The sequence below is a fragment of the Wandonia sp. genome, assembly GCF_984588085.1.
The window spans coordinates 1-17,887 of sequence record NZ_CFIGVI010000033.1 but is presented as its reverse complement, the minus strand read 5'-3'; the positions used below and the strand labels follow the sequence as shown (position 1 = coordinate 17,887).

Annotated in this window: 15 protein-coding genes and 1 pseudogene; 11 read left to right on the top strand and 5 right to left on the bottom strand. The window is 41.0% G+C overall.

Translation table 11 applies throughout. The features are described 5' to 3' along the window. Window positions 1-37: 37 nt before the first annotated feature. Genes AC4PL9_RS11540 through AC4PL9_RS11525 form a run of 4 tightly spaced genes read left to right on the top strand, consistent with a single transcriptional unit; the run spans window position 38 to window position 3,631 of the window. The gene (locus AC4PL9_RS11540; RefSeq protein WP_491604903.1) at window positions 38-1,207 is read left to right on the top strand and encodes an AIR synthase related protein; all 1,170 of its coding nucleotides are present in this window, start codon (window positions 38-40) and stop codon (window positions 1,205-1,207) included. Between the two features lie 4 nt (window positions 1,208-1,211). Beyond that, entirely contained in the window at window positions 1,212-2,291 is a 1,080-nt protein-coding gene (prfA, locus tag AC4PL9_RS11535; RefSeq protein WP_491604902.1) for a peptide chain release factor 1, read from the top strand. A gap of 1 nt (window position 2,292) precedes the next feature. After that, on the top strand, window positions 2,293-3,111 hold the full coding sequence (pyrF, locus tag AC4PL9_RS11530) for an orotidine-5'-phosphate decarboxylase (protein WP_491604901.1): 819 nt from the start codon (window positions 2,293-2,295) through the stop codon (window positions 3,109-3,111). Window positions 3,112-3,169: 58 nt separating this feature from the next. After that, the gene (locus AC4PL9_RS11525) at window positions 3,170-3,631 is read left to right on the top strand and encodes a hypothetical protein (protein ID WP_491604900.1); all 462 of its coding nucleotides are present in this window, start codon (window positions 3,170-3,172) and stop codon (window positions 3,629-3,631) included. Window positions 3,632-3,639: 8 nt separating this feature from the next. Here AC4PL9_RS11525 and AC4PL9_RS11520 read toward each other — a convergent pair whose 3' ends face one another. Then, a complete protein-coding gene (locus AC4PL9_RS11520) occupies window positions 3,640-4,566 on the bottom strand; it encodes a lactate/malate family dehydrogenase (RefSeq protein ID WP_491604899.1) in 927 nt (308 codons plus the stop codon). 1 nt (window position 4,567) lies between these two features. Further along, a complete protein-coding gene (locus tag AC4PL9_RS11515; RefSeq protein ID WP_491604898.1) occupies window positions 4,568-7,477 on the bottom strand; it encodes an AsmA family protein in 2,910 nt (969 codons plus the stop codon). 67 nt (window positions 7,478-7,544) lie between these two features. On the opposite strand from AC4PL9_RS11515, the gene AC4PL9_RS11510 reads away from it, so the two are divergent. From AC4PL9_RS11510 to smpB, 4 genes are read left to right on the top strand one after another with little or no spacing between them, the layout of a single operon-like run. Next, a complete protein-coding gene (locus tag AC4PL9_RS11510; protein WP_491604897.1) occupies window positions 7,545-8,279 on the top strand; it encodes a hypothetical protein in 735 nt (244 codons plus the stop codon). Between the two features lie 53 nt (window positions 8,280-8,332). Next, entirely contained in the window at window positions 8,333-9,430 is a 1,098-nt protein-coding gene (gene bioB / locus AC4PL9_RS11505; protein WP_491604896.1) for a biotin synthase BioB, read from the top strand. A gap of 54 nt (window positions 9,431-9,484) precedes the next feature. Next, window positions 9,485-10,564 (top strand): aminotransferase class I/II-fold pyridoxal phosphate-dependent enzyme, encoded by a 1,080-nt coding sequence (locus AC4PL9_RS11500; protein WP_491604916.1) that lies wholly within the window; start codon window positions 9,485-9,487, stop codon window positions 10,562-10,564. A 56-nt stretch (window positions 10,565-10,620) separates the two neighbouring features. Further along, window positions 10,621-11,076, top strand: coding sequence for an SsrA-binding protein SmpB (gene smpB / locus AC4PL9_RS11495; protein WP_343785524.1), 456 nt, complete (start codon window positions 10,621-10,623; stop codon window positions 11,074-11,076). Between the two features lie 5 nt (window positions 11,077-11,081). Here the strand turns inward: smpB and AC4PL9_RS11490 are convergent, their stop codons facing one another. Both AC4PL9_RS11490 and AC4PL9_RS11485 read right to left on the bottom strand, forming a co-directional pair. After that, window positions 11,082-11,942, bottom strand: a complete 861-nt coding sequence (locus tag AC4PL9_RS11490; protein ID WP_491604895.1) for a J domain-containing protein — start codon at window positions 11,940-11,942, stop codon at window positions 11,082-11,084. Next, the gene (locus tag AC4PL9_RS11485; RefSeq protein WP_491604894.1) at window positions 11,939-12,898 is read right to left on the bottom strand and encodes an AMP-binding protein; all 960 of its coding nucleotides are present in this window, start codon (window positions 12,896-12,898) and stop codon (window positions 11,939-11,941) included. Before AC4PL9_RS11485 ends, AC4PL9_RS11490 begins: the two co-directional genes overlap by 4 nt. A 126-nt stretch (window positions 12,899-13,024) precedes the next feature. Here AC4PL9_RS11485 and AC4PL9_RS11480 point away from each other — a divergent pair, with 126 nt between their 5' ends. The 3 genes and pseudogenes from AC4PL9_RS11480 to AC4PL9_RS11470 all read left to right on the top strand — a co-directional run bounded on the left by AC4PL9_RS11480 (window position 13,025) and on the right by AC4PL9_RS11470 (window position 16,842). Further along, complete coding sequence (locus tag AC4PL9_RS11480; RefSeq protein WP_491604893.1) at window positions 13,025-13,489, top strand: thioredoxin family protein; 465 nt, start codon at window positions 13,025-13,027, stop codon at window positions 13,487-13,489. Between the two features lie 596 nt (window positions 13,490-14,085). After that, window positions 14,086-14,898: pseudogene (locus tag AC4PL9_RS11475) on the top strand (S8 family peptidase); the annotation flags it as partial. A gap of 36 nt (window positions 14,899-14,934) precedes the next feature. Further along, window positions 14,935-16,842: a PKD domain-containing protein gene (locus AC4PL9_RS11470; protein WP_491604915.1), complete on the top strand. Its 1,908-nt coding sequence runs from the start codon at window positions 14,935-14,937 to the stop codon at window positions 16,840-16,842. Window positions 16,843-16,903: 61 nt separating this feature from the next. On the opposite strand, the gene AC4PL9_RS11465 is transcribed toward AC4PL9_RS11470, so the two are convergent. Beyond that, window positions 16,904-17,887: T9SS type A sorting domain-containing protein (locus AC4PL9_RS11465; protein ID WP_491604892.1), on the bottom strand; the 984-nt coding region annotated here is incomplete at its 5' end.

Sequence of the window (17,887 nt, the reverse complement as noted above, 5' to 3'; positions counted from 1 at the left end):
TGGGGTGCTTTTTTTATTTTTGCATTTTACTTGAATTATGGCCGATACAAGATATAATTTGCGCGGAGTTTCCGCCGGAAAAGAAGAAGTACATAACGCAATAAAGAATGTTGACAAGGGATTATTCCCTCAGGCATTCTGTAAAATCATTCCGGATATGCTTACCGGATCAGAAGATCACTGTGTTGTTATGCATGCTGATGGAGCAGGTACAAAGTCCTCTTTGGCGTATATGTACTGGAAAGAAACCGGAGATATTTCTGTGTGGAAAGGTATTGCGCAGGATGCCTTGATTATGAATATAGATGATCTTTTGTGTGTCGGAGCCACAGATCAGATTTTACTTTCATCTACTATCGGGCGAAACAAGAACCTGATTAGTGGAGACGTTATTGCGGCTATCATCAACGGAACAGAAGAACTTCTTGCAGAACTGCGCGAAATGGGAATAGGGATTTATTCTACCGGCGGAGAAACGGCGGATGTAGGGGATCTTGTTCGTACCATTATTGTCGATTCTACTGTAGTTGCTCGTATGAAGCGTTCGGATGTGATATCCAACGATAAAATCCGTCCGGGAGATGTAATCATCGGACTGGAGTCATTTGGACAGGCAACCTACGAGAAGGAATACAACGGGGGAATGGGAAGTAACGGACTTACATCTGCACGTCATGATGTATTTGCCAAAGAACTTGCTGAAAAGTATCCCGAGAGTTTTGATCCGCAGGTACCGGATGAATTGGTTTATTCAGGTAAGCTGAAACTGACGGATAAAGTAGAAGGTGTTCCGGTTGATGCCGGGAAACTTGTACTCTCACCTACACGTACGTACGCTCCTGTAATTAAGAAAATACTGGATAAACACCGTGCTGATATTCACGGAATGGTTCATTGTTCAGGGGGAGCGCAAACGAAAGTGTTACATTTTGTAAATAATCTTCACGTTATTAAAGATAACTTATTTGAGGTTCCGCCTCTTTTCAAAACAATACAGGAACAGTCGGGTACGGAATGGAAGGAAATGTACAAAGTCTTCAATATGGGGCACCGTATGGAACTGTATGTTAATGAATCTTTAGTTGATTCTATAACGGAAATAGCAGCGGGCTTTAATATCCGTGCAAAAGTTGTCGGACGTTGTGAGGCATTTGAAGGAAAGAAATTAACGATACGCTCCGAATTCGGAGAATTTACTTACGAATAAAGATATGCAGGATTTACTGGATAAATTAGAACTGATTCAGGTACGGTTTCAGGAAGTGGGAACGTTAATTACCGATCCTGATATTATTGCAGACATGCAACGATATGTCAAACTCAACAAGGAATACAAAGACCTTGAGGAGATTGTTGTAGCCTATAAAGCGTATAAGAATACGGTAGAAAACATAAAGAGTTCGCGTGAAGTACTGGAAACAGAAGAAGATCCTGAGTTTCGGGAAATGGCACGTATGGAGTTGGATGAACTTGAACCGAAAAAGGAAGAACTGGAAGAACAGATCAAGTTTTTACTGATCCCGAAAGACCCTGAAGATGATAAGAACGTAATTGTCGAATTGCGTGCAGGAACCGGAGGAGATGAAGCTTGTATCTTTGTGGAAGATGTCTTTAGAATGTATACAATGTACCTCAAGGAGAAAGGCTGGTCATACGAAGTGATCAACTCCAATGAAGGAGGAACAAAGGGATACAAGGAGATTGCCATGAATATTACCGGAGAAGGGGTGTACGGTACACTGAAATTTGAGTCAGGTGTACACCGCGTACAAAGGGTTCCTGAAACAGAGTCGCAAGGACGGGTGCATACTTCAGCAATCACAGTTGCCGTTCTTCCCGAAGCAGAAGAAGTGGATGTGGAATTGAACATGACAGATGTAAAGCGGGATACTTTTCGTGCCAGTGGAGCAGGAGGACAGCACGTAAACAAAACAGAATCGGCAATACGTCTGACTCACCTTCCTACGGGAATAGTAGTAGAGTGTCAGGATGGTAGATCTCAGCACAAGAACCTTGAAAAAGCGATTTCTGTACTGCGTTCAAGATTGTACCAACAAGAGTTGGATAAGAAAAATGAGGAACGGGCAGCACAACGGAAATCACTCGTCTCTACCGGGGATCGGTCTGCAAAGATCAGAACATACAATTATCCTCAGGGGCGTATTACTGATCACCGTATAGGAAAAACGATTTACAACTTATCAGCGTTTATGAATGGAGATATCCAGGAGATGATAGACGCGTTAAAAATGGCCGAGAATGCGGAGCGCATGAAAGGCGAACAGGTATAAAATGACCCGAAAAGAGCTTATTGAACAGATCAGAAAGAAACAGTCTTTCCTTTGCGTGGGACTGGATACGGATATCAATAAAATTCCGGACTTTTTGAAAGAGACGGAAGATCCGGTTTTTGAGTTTAACAAACGAATTATTGACGCGACTAAAGATTATTGTGTTGCGTATAAACCCAATTTGGCGTTTTACGAATGTCAGGGACCAGCAGGATGGGAATCACTAAGAAAAACACTGGAATACATTCCGGAAGATATCTTCACAATTGCAGATGCCAAGCGGGGAGATATAGGAAACACATCGACCTATTACGCAAAAACATTTTTTGAGTACCTGGGGTGTGATTCGGTAACGATAGCGCCTTATATGGGGGAGGATTCGATAACCCCATTTCTTGAATTCCCGGGTAAATGGGCTATAGTGCTGGCGTTAACTTCTAATGCGGGTGCTTTGGACTTTCAGATGATCAGTGATGCGAAAGGAAAGCGATTGTTTGAGAAAGTATTGGAGAAAACAACCCGATGGGGTACTCCGGATAATACCATGTTTGTGGTGGGGGCGACCCGCGCAGAAGGAATTGGTGAGGTGCGAAAACTGGTTCCCGATCATTTCTTTCTTGTGCCCGGAGTAGGAGCGCAGGGAGGCTCTCTGGAAGACGTTACCCGTTACGGGTGGAACGAAGACTGTGGTCTGTTGGTGAACTCTTCAAGAGGAATTATTTATGCATCAAATGGAACTGATTTTGCGGAAGCTGCAAGGGAAAAGGCAGCGGAAATTCAGAGAATTATGGAGAAAGAACTAAGAAGCCGCAATTTCTAGTGAAAATTAATCTACTTACTGTCTTATGTAAACACAAAAACCAAAATAAAGATTACCAATGAAAAATCAACTATTTATTTTACTACTGGCTACACCACTATTGTTTAATTGTTCCGGAGGGGGAGGAGAGAGTGACGAAGAGGTCTCAAATGAGGTTATCATTAATTTCCTGAATGATGTTTCTTCATTGGAATCTGTAGAGGGAGTTTCTCCTATTATGGAACTTATGGATGAAGCGCACAGGTACGCATCGGAAACTTTGAATTTGACGAAAGAGTCTATGCCGGATATACTGGAAGAAGCGGCTAATCATAAGCATTTTGTTATTATCGTTGAAGATCACACGGCGGTTAAAATTACAAGCCTTGATGATTGTACACAATCCGGTGCCTGGGGAGTGTGTATGCCTCAGGGAAGTGGATATATAAAAAAAGGGGAATTAGTGGAGAAGAAAGATTATATCAATAATATCATTGGAGTTCCCGATAATCAGATGAGAACCGCTTTCTTTTTTGATTGAGATACGGTTTAGTATCCTTTTTCTTTTAATTGTCGGATGACTTCAGATACATAGTTAGCGGAGTTTTTAAGGGCTGACACTTCTTTTGAATTACACTCAAAAGGGAAATACGAGCTCCCATTGGTTGTGTAAAACCAACTCAGGGCAATAGATTCCTTTAGTCCCAAAAATGTGTTTAATGTTTTATCCGTTTGACAACAAACGGGATACGGAAAAGGACTGGATTGATCCGCTTTCAAAAGATAGTTCATCAAAAATAGAGCACAGGATGCTACTCCTGTAAAAGTGGCATCCTGTGTTTGTTTAATCCTCTGTGCTGCATAAACCGTTTCCTTTTCAATGTATTTCTGTTCCTCGGGACGGAGTGTAATTTCGCTGATCCGGGAGAATAAAGGAACCATTGTGTTGCCATGTTCTCCTACTACAAATGCGCGGATAGGCCTTGTCGTGTACCCCTGTTCTATCAAAAGGGATGAAAGGCGGGCGGAATCTAACATGGTACCCGTTCCGAAAACTTTTCCGGGAGCAGCAGTCGTATAGCGTTGAACAAAATAAGTAATGATGTCAACAGGATTACTTAATACTACTATATGAGGTGAGTACTTAAATTTTGTTCCCAAAAACAGTTCACGTGTCAAGCGGACATTATCTTCGGCAACTTCCATACGATCTCCGGTTATCTTTTTTCCTGTTCCCGCGGTGTGAAATACTACCTGAGCACTGTGGAGTTTTTCGCTATTATTTCTGCTAATTGTGTGACATCCATATAAAGCAGCAATATGTTGAAGTTCCAGAATTCTACCATCGTTCCTGCTGTCCGGTTCCATGATATTCAAATCGACAGGTTGCTTACTTCTGTTTAACAGAAGAAGTGCTAAAGCATTTCCTACATTACCACAACCAATAACCGATATACAGATCCGGTTTTGGGTCATACTAATTCAACTTATCTGCCCGGGATTTTGCCTCAGCCATTATCTTGTCCGCTTGTTTAGCTGCTTCCGTCTCTAGCTTTCCGGCTTTATCATCTGCCTGCTTTCGAAGTTCTTCAGCTGACTTCTCACGCAATTTTTTCTCGATAGGATTCTTCGCTCCGTCAACGAGTGCTTTTGCCTGTTTGTCAGCTTCTGCACGAATTACATCCGCTTGTTTTTTTGCTTCTGCTTTGATCTTGTCCGCCTGCTTTTGAGCATCTGCCATAATTTTGTTTTTCTGCTCAATCAGATCTTCTTTAACATCTTCAACTTTGTCTTTGATTACTTTGGTTACCGTGTCTTTTACTTCTTCAATTTTGTCTTCTACCAAATCTTTTACCTGATCTTTCAGATTACCTGTTGCTTCCATCAAACTCTCTTTGAAGTTGGTTTTAATAACAGGTTTCATAACTGTTCCTCCCACATTGACATTCACAGGAATAATATCGGGTAGTCCTTTTACATTTAGTTGCGGAACAACGTTGTTGACTTTGCCGATTGCCTGTTCAACTACTTTGATCATTTCTGCAGGGACCTGATCTTTCGGAACATTCATTTTCATTTTGTAGTCGATGTCTGTGGTAAAGGAAGTCCAGCCTTCAATATCAGAAGTGATTTTTCCAAGTTTAAGGTTGAACGGTTTGACAAACATTTTTCCGTCTTCAAACTCGAAACTGGCGCGTACATTGTCCAGTGTTTGTGAACTGAGTTTAGGGATTTTTAATTCGTTGGCCAATTTGGTTAAAGGTTCAAATCCTGAAACCGTGATTTTATTTGTAAAGAAATTACCACTACCCGTTAGCGACTCCAGGTTAATGTCAAGGTCTTTTGTCATATCTCCTTCCATAGAAAGCGAAGTCGAAATTTTCCCTTGTGCGTATTTTGCGATCGGAGCCAGTTTTTCTACCGTAAGAAAATTATCAGCGAGTTGTTTGATATCAAGGTCTTTCAGGTCATACCCCAAATTGATATGCGGTTTCTCTGGATTTTTTGTGTCAAAACTTCCCTTCATACCAACTGTTCCACCCATGGTATTCATTTGCACATCGTTCAGTGAAGCAACAGACTCCTTCAGTTTTACATTTCCACGGAAATTATCAATCTCCATACCATCGTATTTAATTTTGGCAACAGCTGTATTCAGATTGAAGTCAATGTTGTCGGGGATAGAAACGGGAGCATCTTCTGAAGAACCAGATGCTGCGGGTTCAGTAGCTGTTTCCGTTGATGCTGTAGAAGATTCTTCATCAGAAGAAGATAGCCCCATAATTTCATCCAGATCAAGCAGGGATGATTTGAAATCAAAACTTCCTGTAAGCGTTTCGTCACGAAGTGCGTACCCCAGATAATTATCAATGGTTCCCTTCATGGCAAAATCAGAATTCCCCATTTTAGCCTGCATTTCTTCCATAGCCAGGTTTTTAGGGTTAAATGAGAAATGCATTGACTCAACCGAAACTTCTTTCCCCAGATCAGGAGAATTGTATAAAACATCTTTTAGAATTAACCATCCTTCTGCATTAAAATCTTCGTACTGCTCATTGTCAATCGATGACATTTTTCCGGCTAGCTTAAGATCCGCATCCAGCTTACCGTTATACGACTCTCCTTCGGCAACCGGCATAACTTTCTCTAAAGAAGCCAGGTCTACTTTAGCAAGGAGGTTTAACCCGATATTCGGATCAGACATAGGCGTGCGAAGCTTTAAGTTGGCATCTATTGTATTACCGATAAACTCCGTATGAAACTTATCAATATCGACTTTGATATTATCCAGATTAGCTCCCTGTTCACGTTTTGTATTTGCCCGAATAGTGATTTTTTCAAACCCGGAAGGAAGATCCGGATAACGGAAAGAAGCATTGTCTACATTCAGATTGAAATCCCATGCAGGAAGTTCTGTGTCTGTCATTTTTCCTTTCACCATTCCGTTCAGTGCGAATGAACCCTTTGTCAGCATAGATTCATACCCGGTTTGGAACACACTTGGGATAAGAGAGATCAGTTCTTTGAATGTGGATCGGCTGGCATCCAGTTTGAGATCCATATCGTAATAGTCTTCGAACATTTCAAAATACCCGTCATAAGAAGTTTTAAATGCATTTAGTGTAATCTCATTTTCTTTAAGTGTGAACTTCGAACTCTTTTCTCCGAATTCCATCAGGAGATTGACAATTGCATCCGTTTTAACCTGAGCAAGATAAGGAACCCCGTCCATGATAAATGTGATAGCATCAGCTGTTGTTTTAGTTTCAAAATCCACAGTTTCGGCTGTCAGGTCTCCGTTCCCCGAATGATTCAGATTTGCTATGACGGCAGACATATTTCCAGGTTTATCCAGGTAGCTGATTTCTCCATTGCTGATTTCATACGATTTTAATGCCAATTTAAAACTGGAAGGCTCTGAAATTTCTTCTTCAGTTTTTAACGAATCAGGTTTGACAATGTCATAATTGGCACGACCATCTTGTAGTACTTTTACGTTTATATGCGGCTCGATTAACTTAATGGATTCAATTTCGATCTGATCTCCTCCGATCACAGACCAGAAGTCTAATTTCGCTTCCAACGCTTTCAGGTTGACAAGCTCAACACCTTTAAAATCATCTTTTCCTGCCAGTTTTACCTCGTTTAATTCCATGGTAAGTTTAGGGAACGTTCTGATGATCGTCAGGTCAAAATCGGATATGCTGAGCTCTGCAGTAAGTTGCTTGTTCGCTTCTTTAATAACTAATTGCAGTATTTTGTCTTTGTAAAAAACCGGGATCAGAATTAATGCGGCCAACAGGAGAATAAAAGAGATAGCCCCCCATTTCAGAATACGCTTAAAAATAGATTTTTTCTTTTTACCGTTGGTCGTTCGAGGTGCCATAAAGTCAAATTTTTTTTCGTTACTTTTGATTCTTAAAAATAAGAATATTCTGAAGACATTATCCTTTATGAAGAGAATTTTTAGTCTACTCGTGCTGGCGACATTCCTGAATCCGGTAGTATTTTCCCAGGAAGAAGATACAGATTCCGATTCCATGATGGTTTATACCAACAAAAAAGGAAAATTGATCCGTAAGTCTGGAGATGAATTATACTTTGGGTTTACCCCCGGTTTTGCGAACAGAACTCTGAAAGAAAATCCAGGGCTTTTCAGTGCTCCTATTGGGGAGAGAGAGAATGAAACCGGTGGATGGTTTTACTCGTTTCATATCGGGTACAGAACGAATCTTCATAAACATATAATTCTTGATCTGGGAGTAGAGTTTAATCGTAATGGTGAGTTTTATGAAGCCGGTGGAGATTCGGTGTATACGTACAAAAACACCTATCACTACATCGGCATTCCGTTGAATCTGGCATTTCAGTATGGAGATCGTTTTAAATTGCATGTCGGGGCAGGAGTTGTCCCTAAAATGTTTCTCAGTCAGGTAACGAATGAGGAACGGGAAAATGAGTTTGGAACTACGGAAGCAATTCGAACAAAGTATAAGGACAATTTTAACTTTTTTAATATTGATGCAGTTGTTTCATTGGGATTCCGTTGGAATTTTAGCAGAAACGTAGGTATTTACGCTACCCCGGAAATGCGATGGCAATTGGCAAATACCTATCAGAAACAATGGCCGTATATACATAAATCATATGTGTTTGGAATCAAAGCAGGAGTGAGTGTTTTGTTCTGATAACATTTTGTACCTCTGAAGAATAATTATATTTGCCTCATAATATAGAACAGATGAAAGTAAATACAGCATATAATAACCGCGAAAAACTACTGGAATTATACAACAAACCTTTGTTAGAACTGGTTTTTGAAGCCGCTACGATTCATCGTCAGTACCATAACCCAAGAGAAGTTCAGATGTCTTCGCTCTTGAGTATCAAAACAGGCGGTTGTCCTGAAGATTGTGGGTATTGTCCGCAGGCAGCGCGTTATCATACAGATGTTGAAGCGCATAAACTGATGACTGTAGATTCTGTTGTTGAGCAAGCTAAGAATGCAAAAGCAAACGGTTCTTCAAGATTGTGTATGGGAGCGGCCTGGAGAGAGGTACGTGATAACAGAGATTTTGATCAGGTCGTGGAAATGGTTCAGGCGGTTAACGATCTGGATATGGAAGTATGCTGTACACTTGGAATGTTGTCAGAAGAGCAGGCAGTTCGTTTGAAAAATGCCGGTCTTTTCGCGTACAATCACAACCTCGACTCTTCCAGAGAATTTTATAAAGATATTATCTCAACCCGAGAATATGACGATCGTTTGGAAACCATAGATAATGCCCGAAAAGCAGGAATTTCTGTTTGTTCAGGGGGAATTATCGGTATGGGAGAAGCGGTTGAAGATCGTATCGGGATGTTGTTAAGTTATATGGAAATGGAGACTCCACCCGAATCTATTCCAATCAACGCTTTAGTTGCTGTTGAAGGGACACCTCTTGAGCAACAAAAACCGGTTGAACAATGGGAGATGATTCGTATGGTAGCAACTACGCGAATTGCTTTTCCTCAGTCTGTTGTCAGACTATCAGCAGGGAGAACAAAAATGTCGATGGAAGCTCAGGCACTTTGCTTTATGGCAGGAGCAGGAAGTATTTTTGCAGGAGATAAACTCCTTACAACGCCGAACCCTGAGTTTAACGAGGATAAAGAAATGTTTAGCATTCTTGGTTTGATTGCAAAAGAGCCGTTTCAGGAAGGCGAAAAACCGGTAACGATAGCGGATCCGATTCTTGAAGAAAAGAAACAAAAGGCTGCTGAAAGAGAAGCAGAACTTAGTGCGGCTCGTGGACAGAAATTTGAACCGAGAAAAGTAACCCGAGTAGATACACTTTAGTACTTCACGGACATTTAAAGGTATCCGGTAAGGAAAAACAATCATGTGGACCGAATGATAAAGTCCCCCCGTTTTTTACATAAAATGACCTCCCGGTATTTGGATGGAAGTCTGCGTAAATTGCGGGTAACAACTCCGTTGACGGATTTTATTTCAAATGATTATTTGGGGTTGTCTTTGGTTCCTTTTCAAAGTGAGCCATTTTCGCATTCGGGGACGGGATCTCGCTTAATATCAGGTAATTCAGCAAGTGCTGAAAAAGCTGAAAGTCATATTTCGAAACTTTTTGGAGCAGAACAAGCACTTATTTTTAACTCCGGTTACGATGCTAACCTGGGATTGTTCTCCAGTGTTCCACAAAAGGGTGAGGTTGTACTGTATGACGAACTGGTTCATGCGTCTGTTAGGGATGGAGTACGGTTGAGTTTTGCTGAGAGCTTTTCCTTCAAACACAATGATATTGCTGATCTTGCGGGTAAACTACAGAAGTACCGTGATAAAACCGTTTTCGTAGCCATAGAGAGTTATTACTCGATGGATGGAGACCTTGCTCCGGTTGAGGAAATCCTAGGTGTTGTAGCTGATTATGGAGCGTTACTTGTTGTAGACGAGGCACATGCCTGTGGTGTTTTTGGCGTGCAGGGATTAGGTATGACGTATGCGTTCAGAGATCATCCATCATTATTTGCCCGTGTTATAACTTTTGGTAAAGCGTTTGGAGCACACGGTGGAGCTGTTTTAGGAAGCCAAAAGCTAATCGAATTTCTTATTAATTTTTCCAGACCATTTATTTATACAACGGCAATGCCTCCTGATGCGTACGAAAGAATTGAGTATATGACCAGGTTGTCAGCAGAAGAGGATAAACGTAGAGAAAGACTCTTTGCAAACATTGCAGTTTGGAACCGACACTTTGAAGGAAACCCGGGGCCAATTCAGGTAATTCCCTGTACTGATAAACTAACACTTACAGCTTGTGTAGAGCAGGCTGAACAACGGGGATGGGCGCTGAAAGCTGTATTTTCTCCGACCGTTCCTTCCGGAAAAGAGCGATTGCGTATTTGTATTCATTCGAATCATTCCGAAAAAGAATTGGAAGAGTTGGTGCTTTTCATAAAAGAATGTATCGGGTAAGTCGGTTCATCTGAAATTCGGGATTTCGATAAAGTAATTTGTTACCTTTGTAGCTTATGTCGCAGAGTGGTGTAAATATCAGAAACAAACGGGCTAATTTCGAATATCAGATTATTGAAAAGTTCGTAGCCGGAATTCAGCTTACAGGTACTGAGATTAAAAGTATCCGGAATAGTAAGGCGAGTATTGTAGAGGCGTACTGTGTTTTTGAGAAAGAGGAACTGTTTATCCGGAATATGCACATTGCCGAATATGAAAACGGTTCGTACTACAATCACAATCCCAGAAGAGATCGCAAGTTACTATTGAACCGAAGGGAATTGGATAAACTTTTCAAAAAATCCAAAGTAAAGGGGTTTTCGATTATTCCTCTTAATTTGTTTATCAACGAAAAAGGACTGGCGAAACTGAATATTGCATTGGGACAAGGTAAAAAGCTACACGATAAACGCGAAGATCTGAAAGCCAAAGACTCGAAAAGAGATATGGACAGAGCGATGAAAAGCCATTAAGAAAGCTATATAAACGTAAACAGTTGTAACAGACGCTCACCGGACAGATAGAAAATGAGTAATCCGGGAATCCCCAGATACAAACTGCTGTGAAAGAGAAGCGAATAAAGCATATTTCTTCCTTTGACAAGAAAAGCAATAAGAGGAATCAGAAAAAGCAGTGGGATAAAGGGAAAACTCCCAAAAACAGAAAAGTCAGTTACACTTACTTCCTGAAAACTCCCTTCCCGGATAGAGAATTGTTTAATCTCTTTGAAGATACGACTCCTTTCAATCAGGATTTCTTTTCCGAATCGAATGGTATATTGAAATTTTTCGTTAATCCATACCGATTCACCCGTACTGAGCCGGGCAGGAATAATATGATGAAAACGCATTCCTCCTTTCACGCTCATCGCATTCATGTGGGTAATCTCCACCTGCTGTTGTTTACCGGGTAGAAAACGATCTACAAATAACAAGAGAGAGGTTAGCAGTGAGAGAAGCATGATAACCCTAAATAACTTGTAGGGTTTTCCTTGCGTTATTTTTCGGATATATGCTTCTTCTTCAGCTTTTTTTGCCCATACTTTTTTTTCAAATTGTTCACGGGCTCTTTTGCGCCTGCGTTCAATCTCCTCCTGAATTATTTCTTCCCTGTTTTTTGCAGGATGAGGGGTAGAAACTCTTTTGGGGCCAGGAACAGATTTCTGTCCGGACAAAATTTCATACGCGTCTTTAATCGCAATAAATTTTTGAGTGTTACCCTTTTCCGGATTTCTGTCCGGATGGTATTTCAGCGCTTGTTTACGAAAAGCCTGCTTTATTTCTTCTTGCGAAGCATTGCGAGAGACTCCTAATATTCTATAGTATTTTTCCGGAATCAAAAAGTAAATAGTTTTAAAGTTTCAGGGCGATTAATCTTACCGGAATCAGTCATTCTGAAATGAGGTGTAAACAAAACTACTTTTGGCTTTTCGTACTTTGTTAGTTGTGCCATATAAGGAGTGGTATCAATCGGACTTTCACTTTCAATGATCAGAGCAGCTTTTTCACCTAACTTCTCATCCGGGATACCGGATAGAAAAAAACGTTTGGCCAGTCCGGCAGCTTCTATTTTCTTTTCAATTTCTTCGGGGAATAGTTTAACACCGCCGGAGTTGATAACAAAATCTTTTCTTCCCTTCCAGATAAAATGAGTTGCATCTATTAGTTCAACTACATCATTTGTTTCCAGATAGTCTATTCCCAGTTCAGGTGATGAAATAATTAACTGTTCATCAGGTCCTGTGCTGAAATGGGTTTGCCCGATTGCTTCGTAAGAGGTATTCGGGTCACCTAATTTACGAACAGCAATATGACTGGTAGTTTCTGTCATGCCAAATGTGGCATACGCTGTAATTCCGGCTGCTGCAATCTCTTTTTCAAGAGTGGCACTTACCGGTGCTCCCCCGATAATAACGGTCTGTATTTTTTTTAATTTTTCGGGTGAGTTCTTCAGACATTTTTCAACTTGCAACGGAACCATGGCTGCAAAATCAATTTGAAATTCATCCGGGAAATCGAGCGGAGACTCAGGAGCTGTCAGAAGAGTGGTTGCGTGGTTCGTCAGCGAACGAACCAGCATCATTTTTCCGGCGATATAATCAGGATTGAGACAAATCAAAAAAGTAGAATCGGGAGGAAGTCCGAAAAATTGAAGTGTCATTCGGGCAGAGCTGATCATTTTTGTTTTGGGCAACTCAATTACTTTTGGAGCACCTGTTGATCCCGATGTCCTTTGACGAATAAACGGAGAATCCGAATGCCATTCAAGAAGAAAGGAATCCAATTCGTCATTCATTTTTTTTGACCAGTTATTATAACAAATTTGTAAATTCACAGTTTTGGAATGACATTTGTATCTGAAGTAACAAAAATAAATCCCCGTTTCGGGAATAATTTTGTAAATTAACTAAAAAAATAAGGAATGAAAAAAGTAGTTGGAATATTGACATTAGTTTTGGTTACTGTTGGAGTATGCAGTTTTACAATGACAGAAACTGATAACACAACAGGGAGCAAAAAAGAAGCAGTTGTAGCTGCGAAGGGAATCAATTTTTCCGACTTAAGTTTTGAGAAGGCAAAAGCCGAGGCAAAAAAAACAGGGAAGTTGATCTTTATTGATGCATACGCTTCATGGTGTGGGCCTTGTAAAATGATGGATAGAAATACATTCTCCAATGAAAAAGTTGGTGAAATTTTCAATGAGCGATTTATCAACCTGAAAATAGATATGGAGAAATCAGAAGACGGACCAATGCTATCCCGAATGTTTCGAGTAACAGCTTACCCTACATTTCTTTGGGTAGACGGAGATGGAAAATTGATTAAAAGAGAATTGGGGTATAAAACTCCGGAACAATTTATTACTGTTGTTCAGGATTTGAAATAACCTATAGCGAATTTATAGCGTAATTAAAGGTCGGTTTTTAACCGGCCTTTATTTTTTTGAGCTATTGCATAATTTTTCTTTTTATTGTATTTTCAGGCAGTTAAAACTGTAAAATTATGAAAAGAGTACTACTACTGGCAATTGCTACGGCTTTTGGTTTCGCTGCAATTGCACAGACAATTCATCCGAATAGTCAGGATGGAGTTGTTTGGTTTAAGCTAAAGGATGATGCTGTTCTGGAGAAAAGAATGGTGATAAAGGGAAGTGAAACAACTCCTTTGACTCCCCGTGAAGAATTGAAATGCCTTGCTGCTTTTTTTGAAGGAAACCCTAATGTGAAAGTAACAAAGCCATTTGACCGTTTTAAAGCACCAGCCTTAAGAAGAACCTATCAATTAGAATTTTCCGATATCAATAATGTGGATACTTACATTAAAGAACTGGAGAAGTTCGGACAGGTTGAGTACGCAGAGCGCGTACCTTTTATGCGTAAAACACTTGTTCCGAATGATCCGTTATATGGTCCGGGAAACCAGTGGGGATTATTTAAGATACAGGCAGAAACAGCCTGGAATTATACAACTGGTAATGCCAATATAATCGTCGCAGTGGTGGATGATGCGGTAGATATTACACATCCTGACCTGAGTCCTGTTTTGTGGGTAAATACAGGTGAGATTCCCGGAAATGGCATTGACGATGACGGAAACGGATATGTAGATGATCGAAACGGTGTTAACGTTGCTACTTCTACTCCTTCACAGGAAGGAAGTCCTATGCCGGGAACTCCGGTAACTTCCTTTGATCATGGTACGCACGTAGCGGGGATTGCTTGTGCGGCATCAAACAACGGAACAGGAATCGCGTCGATTGGTCATGGAGTTAGTCTAATGGGAATCCGGGCTGCCTCGGATAACTCGTCACTCACGGCAACCCTTCAGGGAGTACTTTACGCGATTGATAATGGTGCGAATGTGATCAATATGTCGTTTGGGTCTGAAAGTTATTCTACAACCTACCAAAATGCTATTACGTATGGATATAATCAGGGAGTAGTAATGATTGCTGCCTGTGGAAACGATAATGTAAATACGGTGTTTTATCCGGCGGGTTATGATCACGTAATAGCTGTTGCAGCAACAAACGGATCGGACAACAAAGCTTCTTTTTCGAATTATGATAATGGATCTGGATGGGTAGATGTAGCTGCTCCGGGAACATCAATTTTGAGTACACTGCCTACAGGTTCTTCTTCCTTGTATGGAAATAAGCAAGGTACGTCAATGGCTTCTCCAATGGTTGCCGGGCTTGCCGGACTAATGCTCTCGATGAATAGTGGTCTTACGCCGGATGATATTGAGAGTTGTCTTGTGTCAACTTGTGATCCGGTAGCAGGTAGTTTTTCTTCTTCATTAGGAGCAGGAAGAGTTAACGCTTCGGCAGCGATGGCGTGTGTGTCAACTTCTCTTGACTGGGCTCCTGAAGCTGATTTTGTTGCTAACCTGACAGTTATTCCTCAGGGAGGGAGTGTGAATTTTACTGATCTATCAATTTATAATCCTACTTCATGGACCTGGACTTTTACCGGGGGGACTCCGGCAAGTTCTACAGCGCAGAATCCTCAGAACATTACCTACAATGCTCCGGGAACTTATCCTGTGACACTTCAGGTCAGTAATGCAAATGGAACGGATACAGAAACGAAGACCGGGTATATTCAGGTAAATGCAAGTACAGGTTGTGATACGATCTCTCACACCTTGCCGACAGATACAATTTATACCTATTCGTTGTCTACTAATAGTTATCTGGGAGGAACAAACTCAGATGGAGTTACAGCTTACTGTGATGCGTACCAGTCTAGTGAATTCCCGGCAGGAAGTTCTATTCAGGGAATGATCATTTATTTTGTGAGAGGTGCGACTAATAATCCGGCAGCAACTGTAACGGTCAATGTCTGGTCCGATGCAGGAGGAATGCCGGGTGCGGTGGTTCATTCCGAAACTGTTTCTTTACAGGAAATAGAAGATAATCAAACGGTTCCGGGACAACCGGGATCATTCTACCCGACTATGGTTGAATTTGATTCACCTTATCTTATTACAGGCGATTTTTATGTAGGAATAAGTGTTCCGCAACCGGTACCCTCCGGACAGGAGTACGTAATTGCTTATACACATGACTTTAATGGTGATGTAACAGGGCGTCCGAATTATTCATGGATGTATCTAGGGACTCCAAACTCTTTCAGTGCTCCGGCAGGTTGGTATGATCTGGAGACAACTTTTGCTTCCGCTCCCAGACAGGCAATGCACATGCATTTATTGACAACAGTATACCCTGTTCAGGCGACGATGCAATTAAGTTCTACTACGGTTTGTGCAGGAAGCAGTATTTCTTTTAGTAATTCAACAAACACAAACTCGGTGTCGAATGAATGGTATGCAAACGGTACCGTTAACGGGTATTCTAATCAAACTACAGCGGATTTTATTTTTAATTCTCCGGGTAGTTATATGACCTATTTGGTAGCGAACAATCAGTGTGGTTTTTATGATATAGATTCTACAGAAGTAACTGTTGTTGCGACCCCATCCGTTTCTGTAACGCCACAGGATGAGTATATATGTCCGGGCGAGTCCATCACGCTTACTGCTTCAGGAGCGGCCGGTTATACATGGAGTCCGGGAGCAACTTTATCGGCAACTACCGGAGCAAGTGTTACTGCAACTCCTTCAACTACGACAACGTATAGTATTGAGGCAACACAAGGAGCCTGTACAGCCAGTTCACAGGTTACAGTGTATGTAGAAAGTGCACCACAGGCGGAAATTGTGTTTACGCCTTCAACCTCTGTATGTTATAATGAACCCGTTCTTTTTGACGGCATGATTAATTCGTCGGATGTAACATCGTATTCCTGGACATTTGAGAGCGGAACACCGGCTACATCATCCAATGCTACTGAAACTGTTACTTTCCCAGCGGCTGGTACGTACACGGTAACACTGGTTGGAGCTAATGGATGTGGACAGGATGAAACAGTAACAGCGACTATTTTGGTTGATAATTGTAATTTCTTAGGTTTGGAAGAACAAGGAACCCGAAACTTGTCAGGATATTATAATTCCATCAATACGACATTAAATCTTGGATTTGAAAACATGCCGGAAGGTGAGTATGATATTCAGTTGTTTTCTATGCTTGGACAGCGCGTTATGCATCAATCTGTTCGGGTAATCAGCCCTGATCAGGATGAGGTAGTAAACGTGAATGAAATGGCAGAAGGTATTTATCTTGTGAAAATTACAAGCGGAGAGGCCTTTGAACATACATTCCGATTTAAGAAATAGAAAAATAATTTAACGGAAAAAAGGGCGGTTCAGATTCTGAACCGCCCTTTTTGTATTGACATTACAGTTTAATAATCCGTCGGGTGAAATTTGATGTTTCTGTTTCTATTTGTAACAGGTATGTCCCTCTTTCAAATAAAGATAAATCAACTGATGTATTATTTTGTGTCGAAAGTAATAGCTCTCCTGAAACGGAGTAGACATAGATCTGCTGAATAGATTGGTTGGATGTTATTTGTACAAATCCGGTAGTCGGATTTGGATAAATGTTGAATTCGATTGAATACTCATCTACTGCATTGGTTGTATCAGTAACGGTGACTTGTACAGTTTCCGTTGTGCTGTTTCCATTTGCATCTTCAAGAGTAATAGTTACAGTGTAAACTCCCGTAGCAGTAAACTCATCCTGACTAATTGTAACAACCGGATTCGAATCACAGTTATCCTGTACATTTGAAATAAGATCGGTCCAATCAATAGTTACGCTGGAAGCTCCATCTAATGATATGCTGATATCCTGACTGGTTCCGGTAGGTGCCATATAATCCGCAATGACTACCTGAACAGAAGTTGTTGTTGTATTTCCTGCCATGTCTTCAACTTCCAGGTTGATCGTTTGTGTTCCCAAATGTGAACAATCGAAAGTAGAAATGTCCATTGTAATTGGTTCAAGAGAACAATTGTCTGTTGCTTGTGCATTTAAGTCGGTCAGTGAAACCGTAGCTTGTCCATTCGCGTCAAGTTCTATTGTCGCATTTTGTGCGGTAAGAACCGGAGAAATATCATCAACAAGGGTAACAACGGCTGTTGCAGAATGTGTATTACCACTACCGTCTTCTACAGTAAGTGTAACAGTATTGGCTCCTAAATCAGCACACGTAAAATCAGTGATGTCAAGTGTGTAACCGGTAATTCCACAATTGTCCGTAGACCCGTTATCAATTTGTGCAGGTGTAATTGAAGCCTGCCCATTTGCATTCAATGAGACTGTAAGGTCTTGCGTTTGTGCTACGGGAACTTCATTTTCTACCACTGTAACGGTTGC

Bases quoted from the DNA above. Each gene is read 5' to 3' on its own strand.
- AC4PL9_RS11540 (WP_491604903.1), top strand. From the start codon at position 38: ATGGCCGATACAAGATATAATTTGCGCGGAGTTTCCGCCGGAAAAGAA.
- prfA (WP_491604902.1), top strand. From the start codon at position 1,212: ATGCAGGATTTACTGGATAAATTAGAACTGATTCAGGTACGGTTTCAG.
- pyrF (WP_491604901.1), top strand. From the start codon at position 2,293: ATGACCCGAAAAGAGCTTATTGAACAGATCAGAAAGAAACAGTCTTTC.
- AC4PL9_RS11525 (WP_491604900.1), top strand. From the start codon at position 3,170: ATGAAAAATCAACTATTTATTTTACTACTGGCTACACCACTATTGTTT.
- AC4PL9_RS11520 (WP_491604899.1), bottom strand. From the start codon at position 4,566: ATGACCCAAAACCGGATCTGTATATCGGTTATTGGTTGTGGTAATGTA.
- AC4PL9_RS11515 (WP_491604898.1), bottom strand. From the start codon at position 7,477: ATGGCACCTCGAACGACCAACGGTAAAAAGAAAAAATCTATTTTTAAG.
- AC4PL9_RS11510 (WP_491604897.1), top strand. From the start codon at position 7,545: ATGAAGAGAATTTTTAGTCTACTCGTGCTGGCGACATTCCTGAATCCG.
- bioB (WP_491604896.1), top strand. From the start codon at position 8,333: ATGAAAGTAAATACAGCATATAATAACCGCGAAAAACTACTGGAATTA.
- AC4PL9_RS11500 (WP_491604916.1), top strand. From the start codon at position 9,485: ATGATAAAGTCCCCCCGTTTTTTACATAAAATGACCTCCCGGTATTTG.
- smpB (WP_343785524.1), top strand. From the start codon at position 10,621: ATGTCGCAGAGTGGTGTAAATATCAGAAACAAACGGGCTAATTTCGAA.
- AC4PL9_RS11485 (WP_491604894.1), bottom strand. From the start codon at position 12,898: ATGAATGACGAATTGGATTCCTTTCTTCTTGAATGGCATTCGGATTCT.
- AC4PL9_RS11480 (WP_491604893.1), top strand. From the start codon at position 13,025: ATGAAAAAAGTAGTTGGAATATTGACATTAGTTTTGGTTACTGTTGGA.
- AC4PL9_RS11470 (WP_491604915.1), top strand. From the start codon at position 14,935: ATGGCGTGTGTGTCAACTTCTCTTGACTGGGCTCCTGAAGCTGATTTT.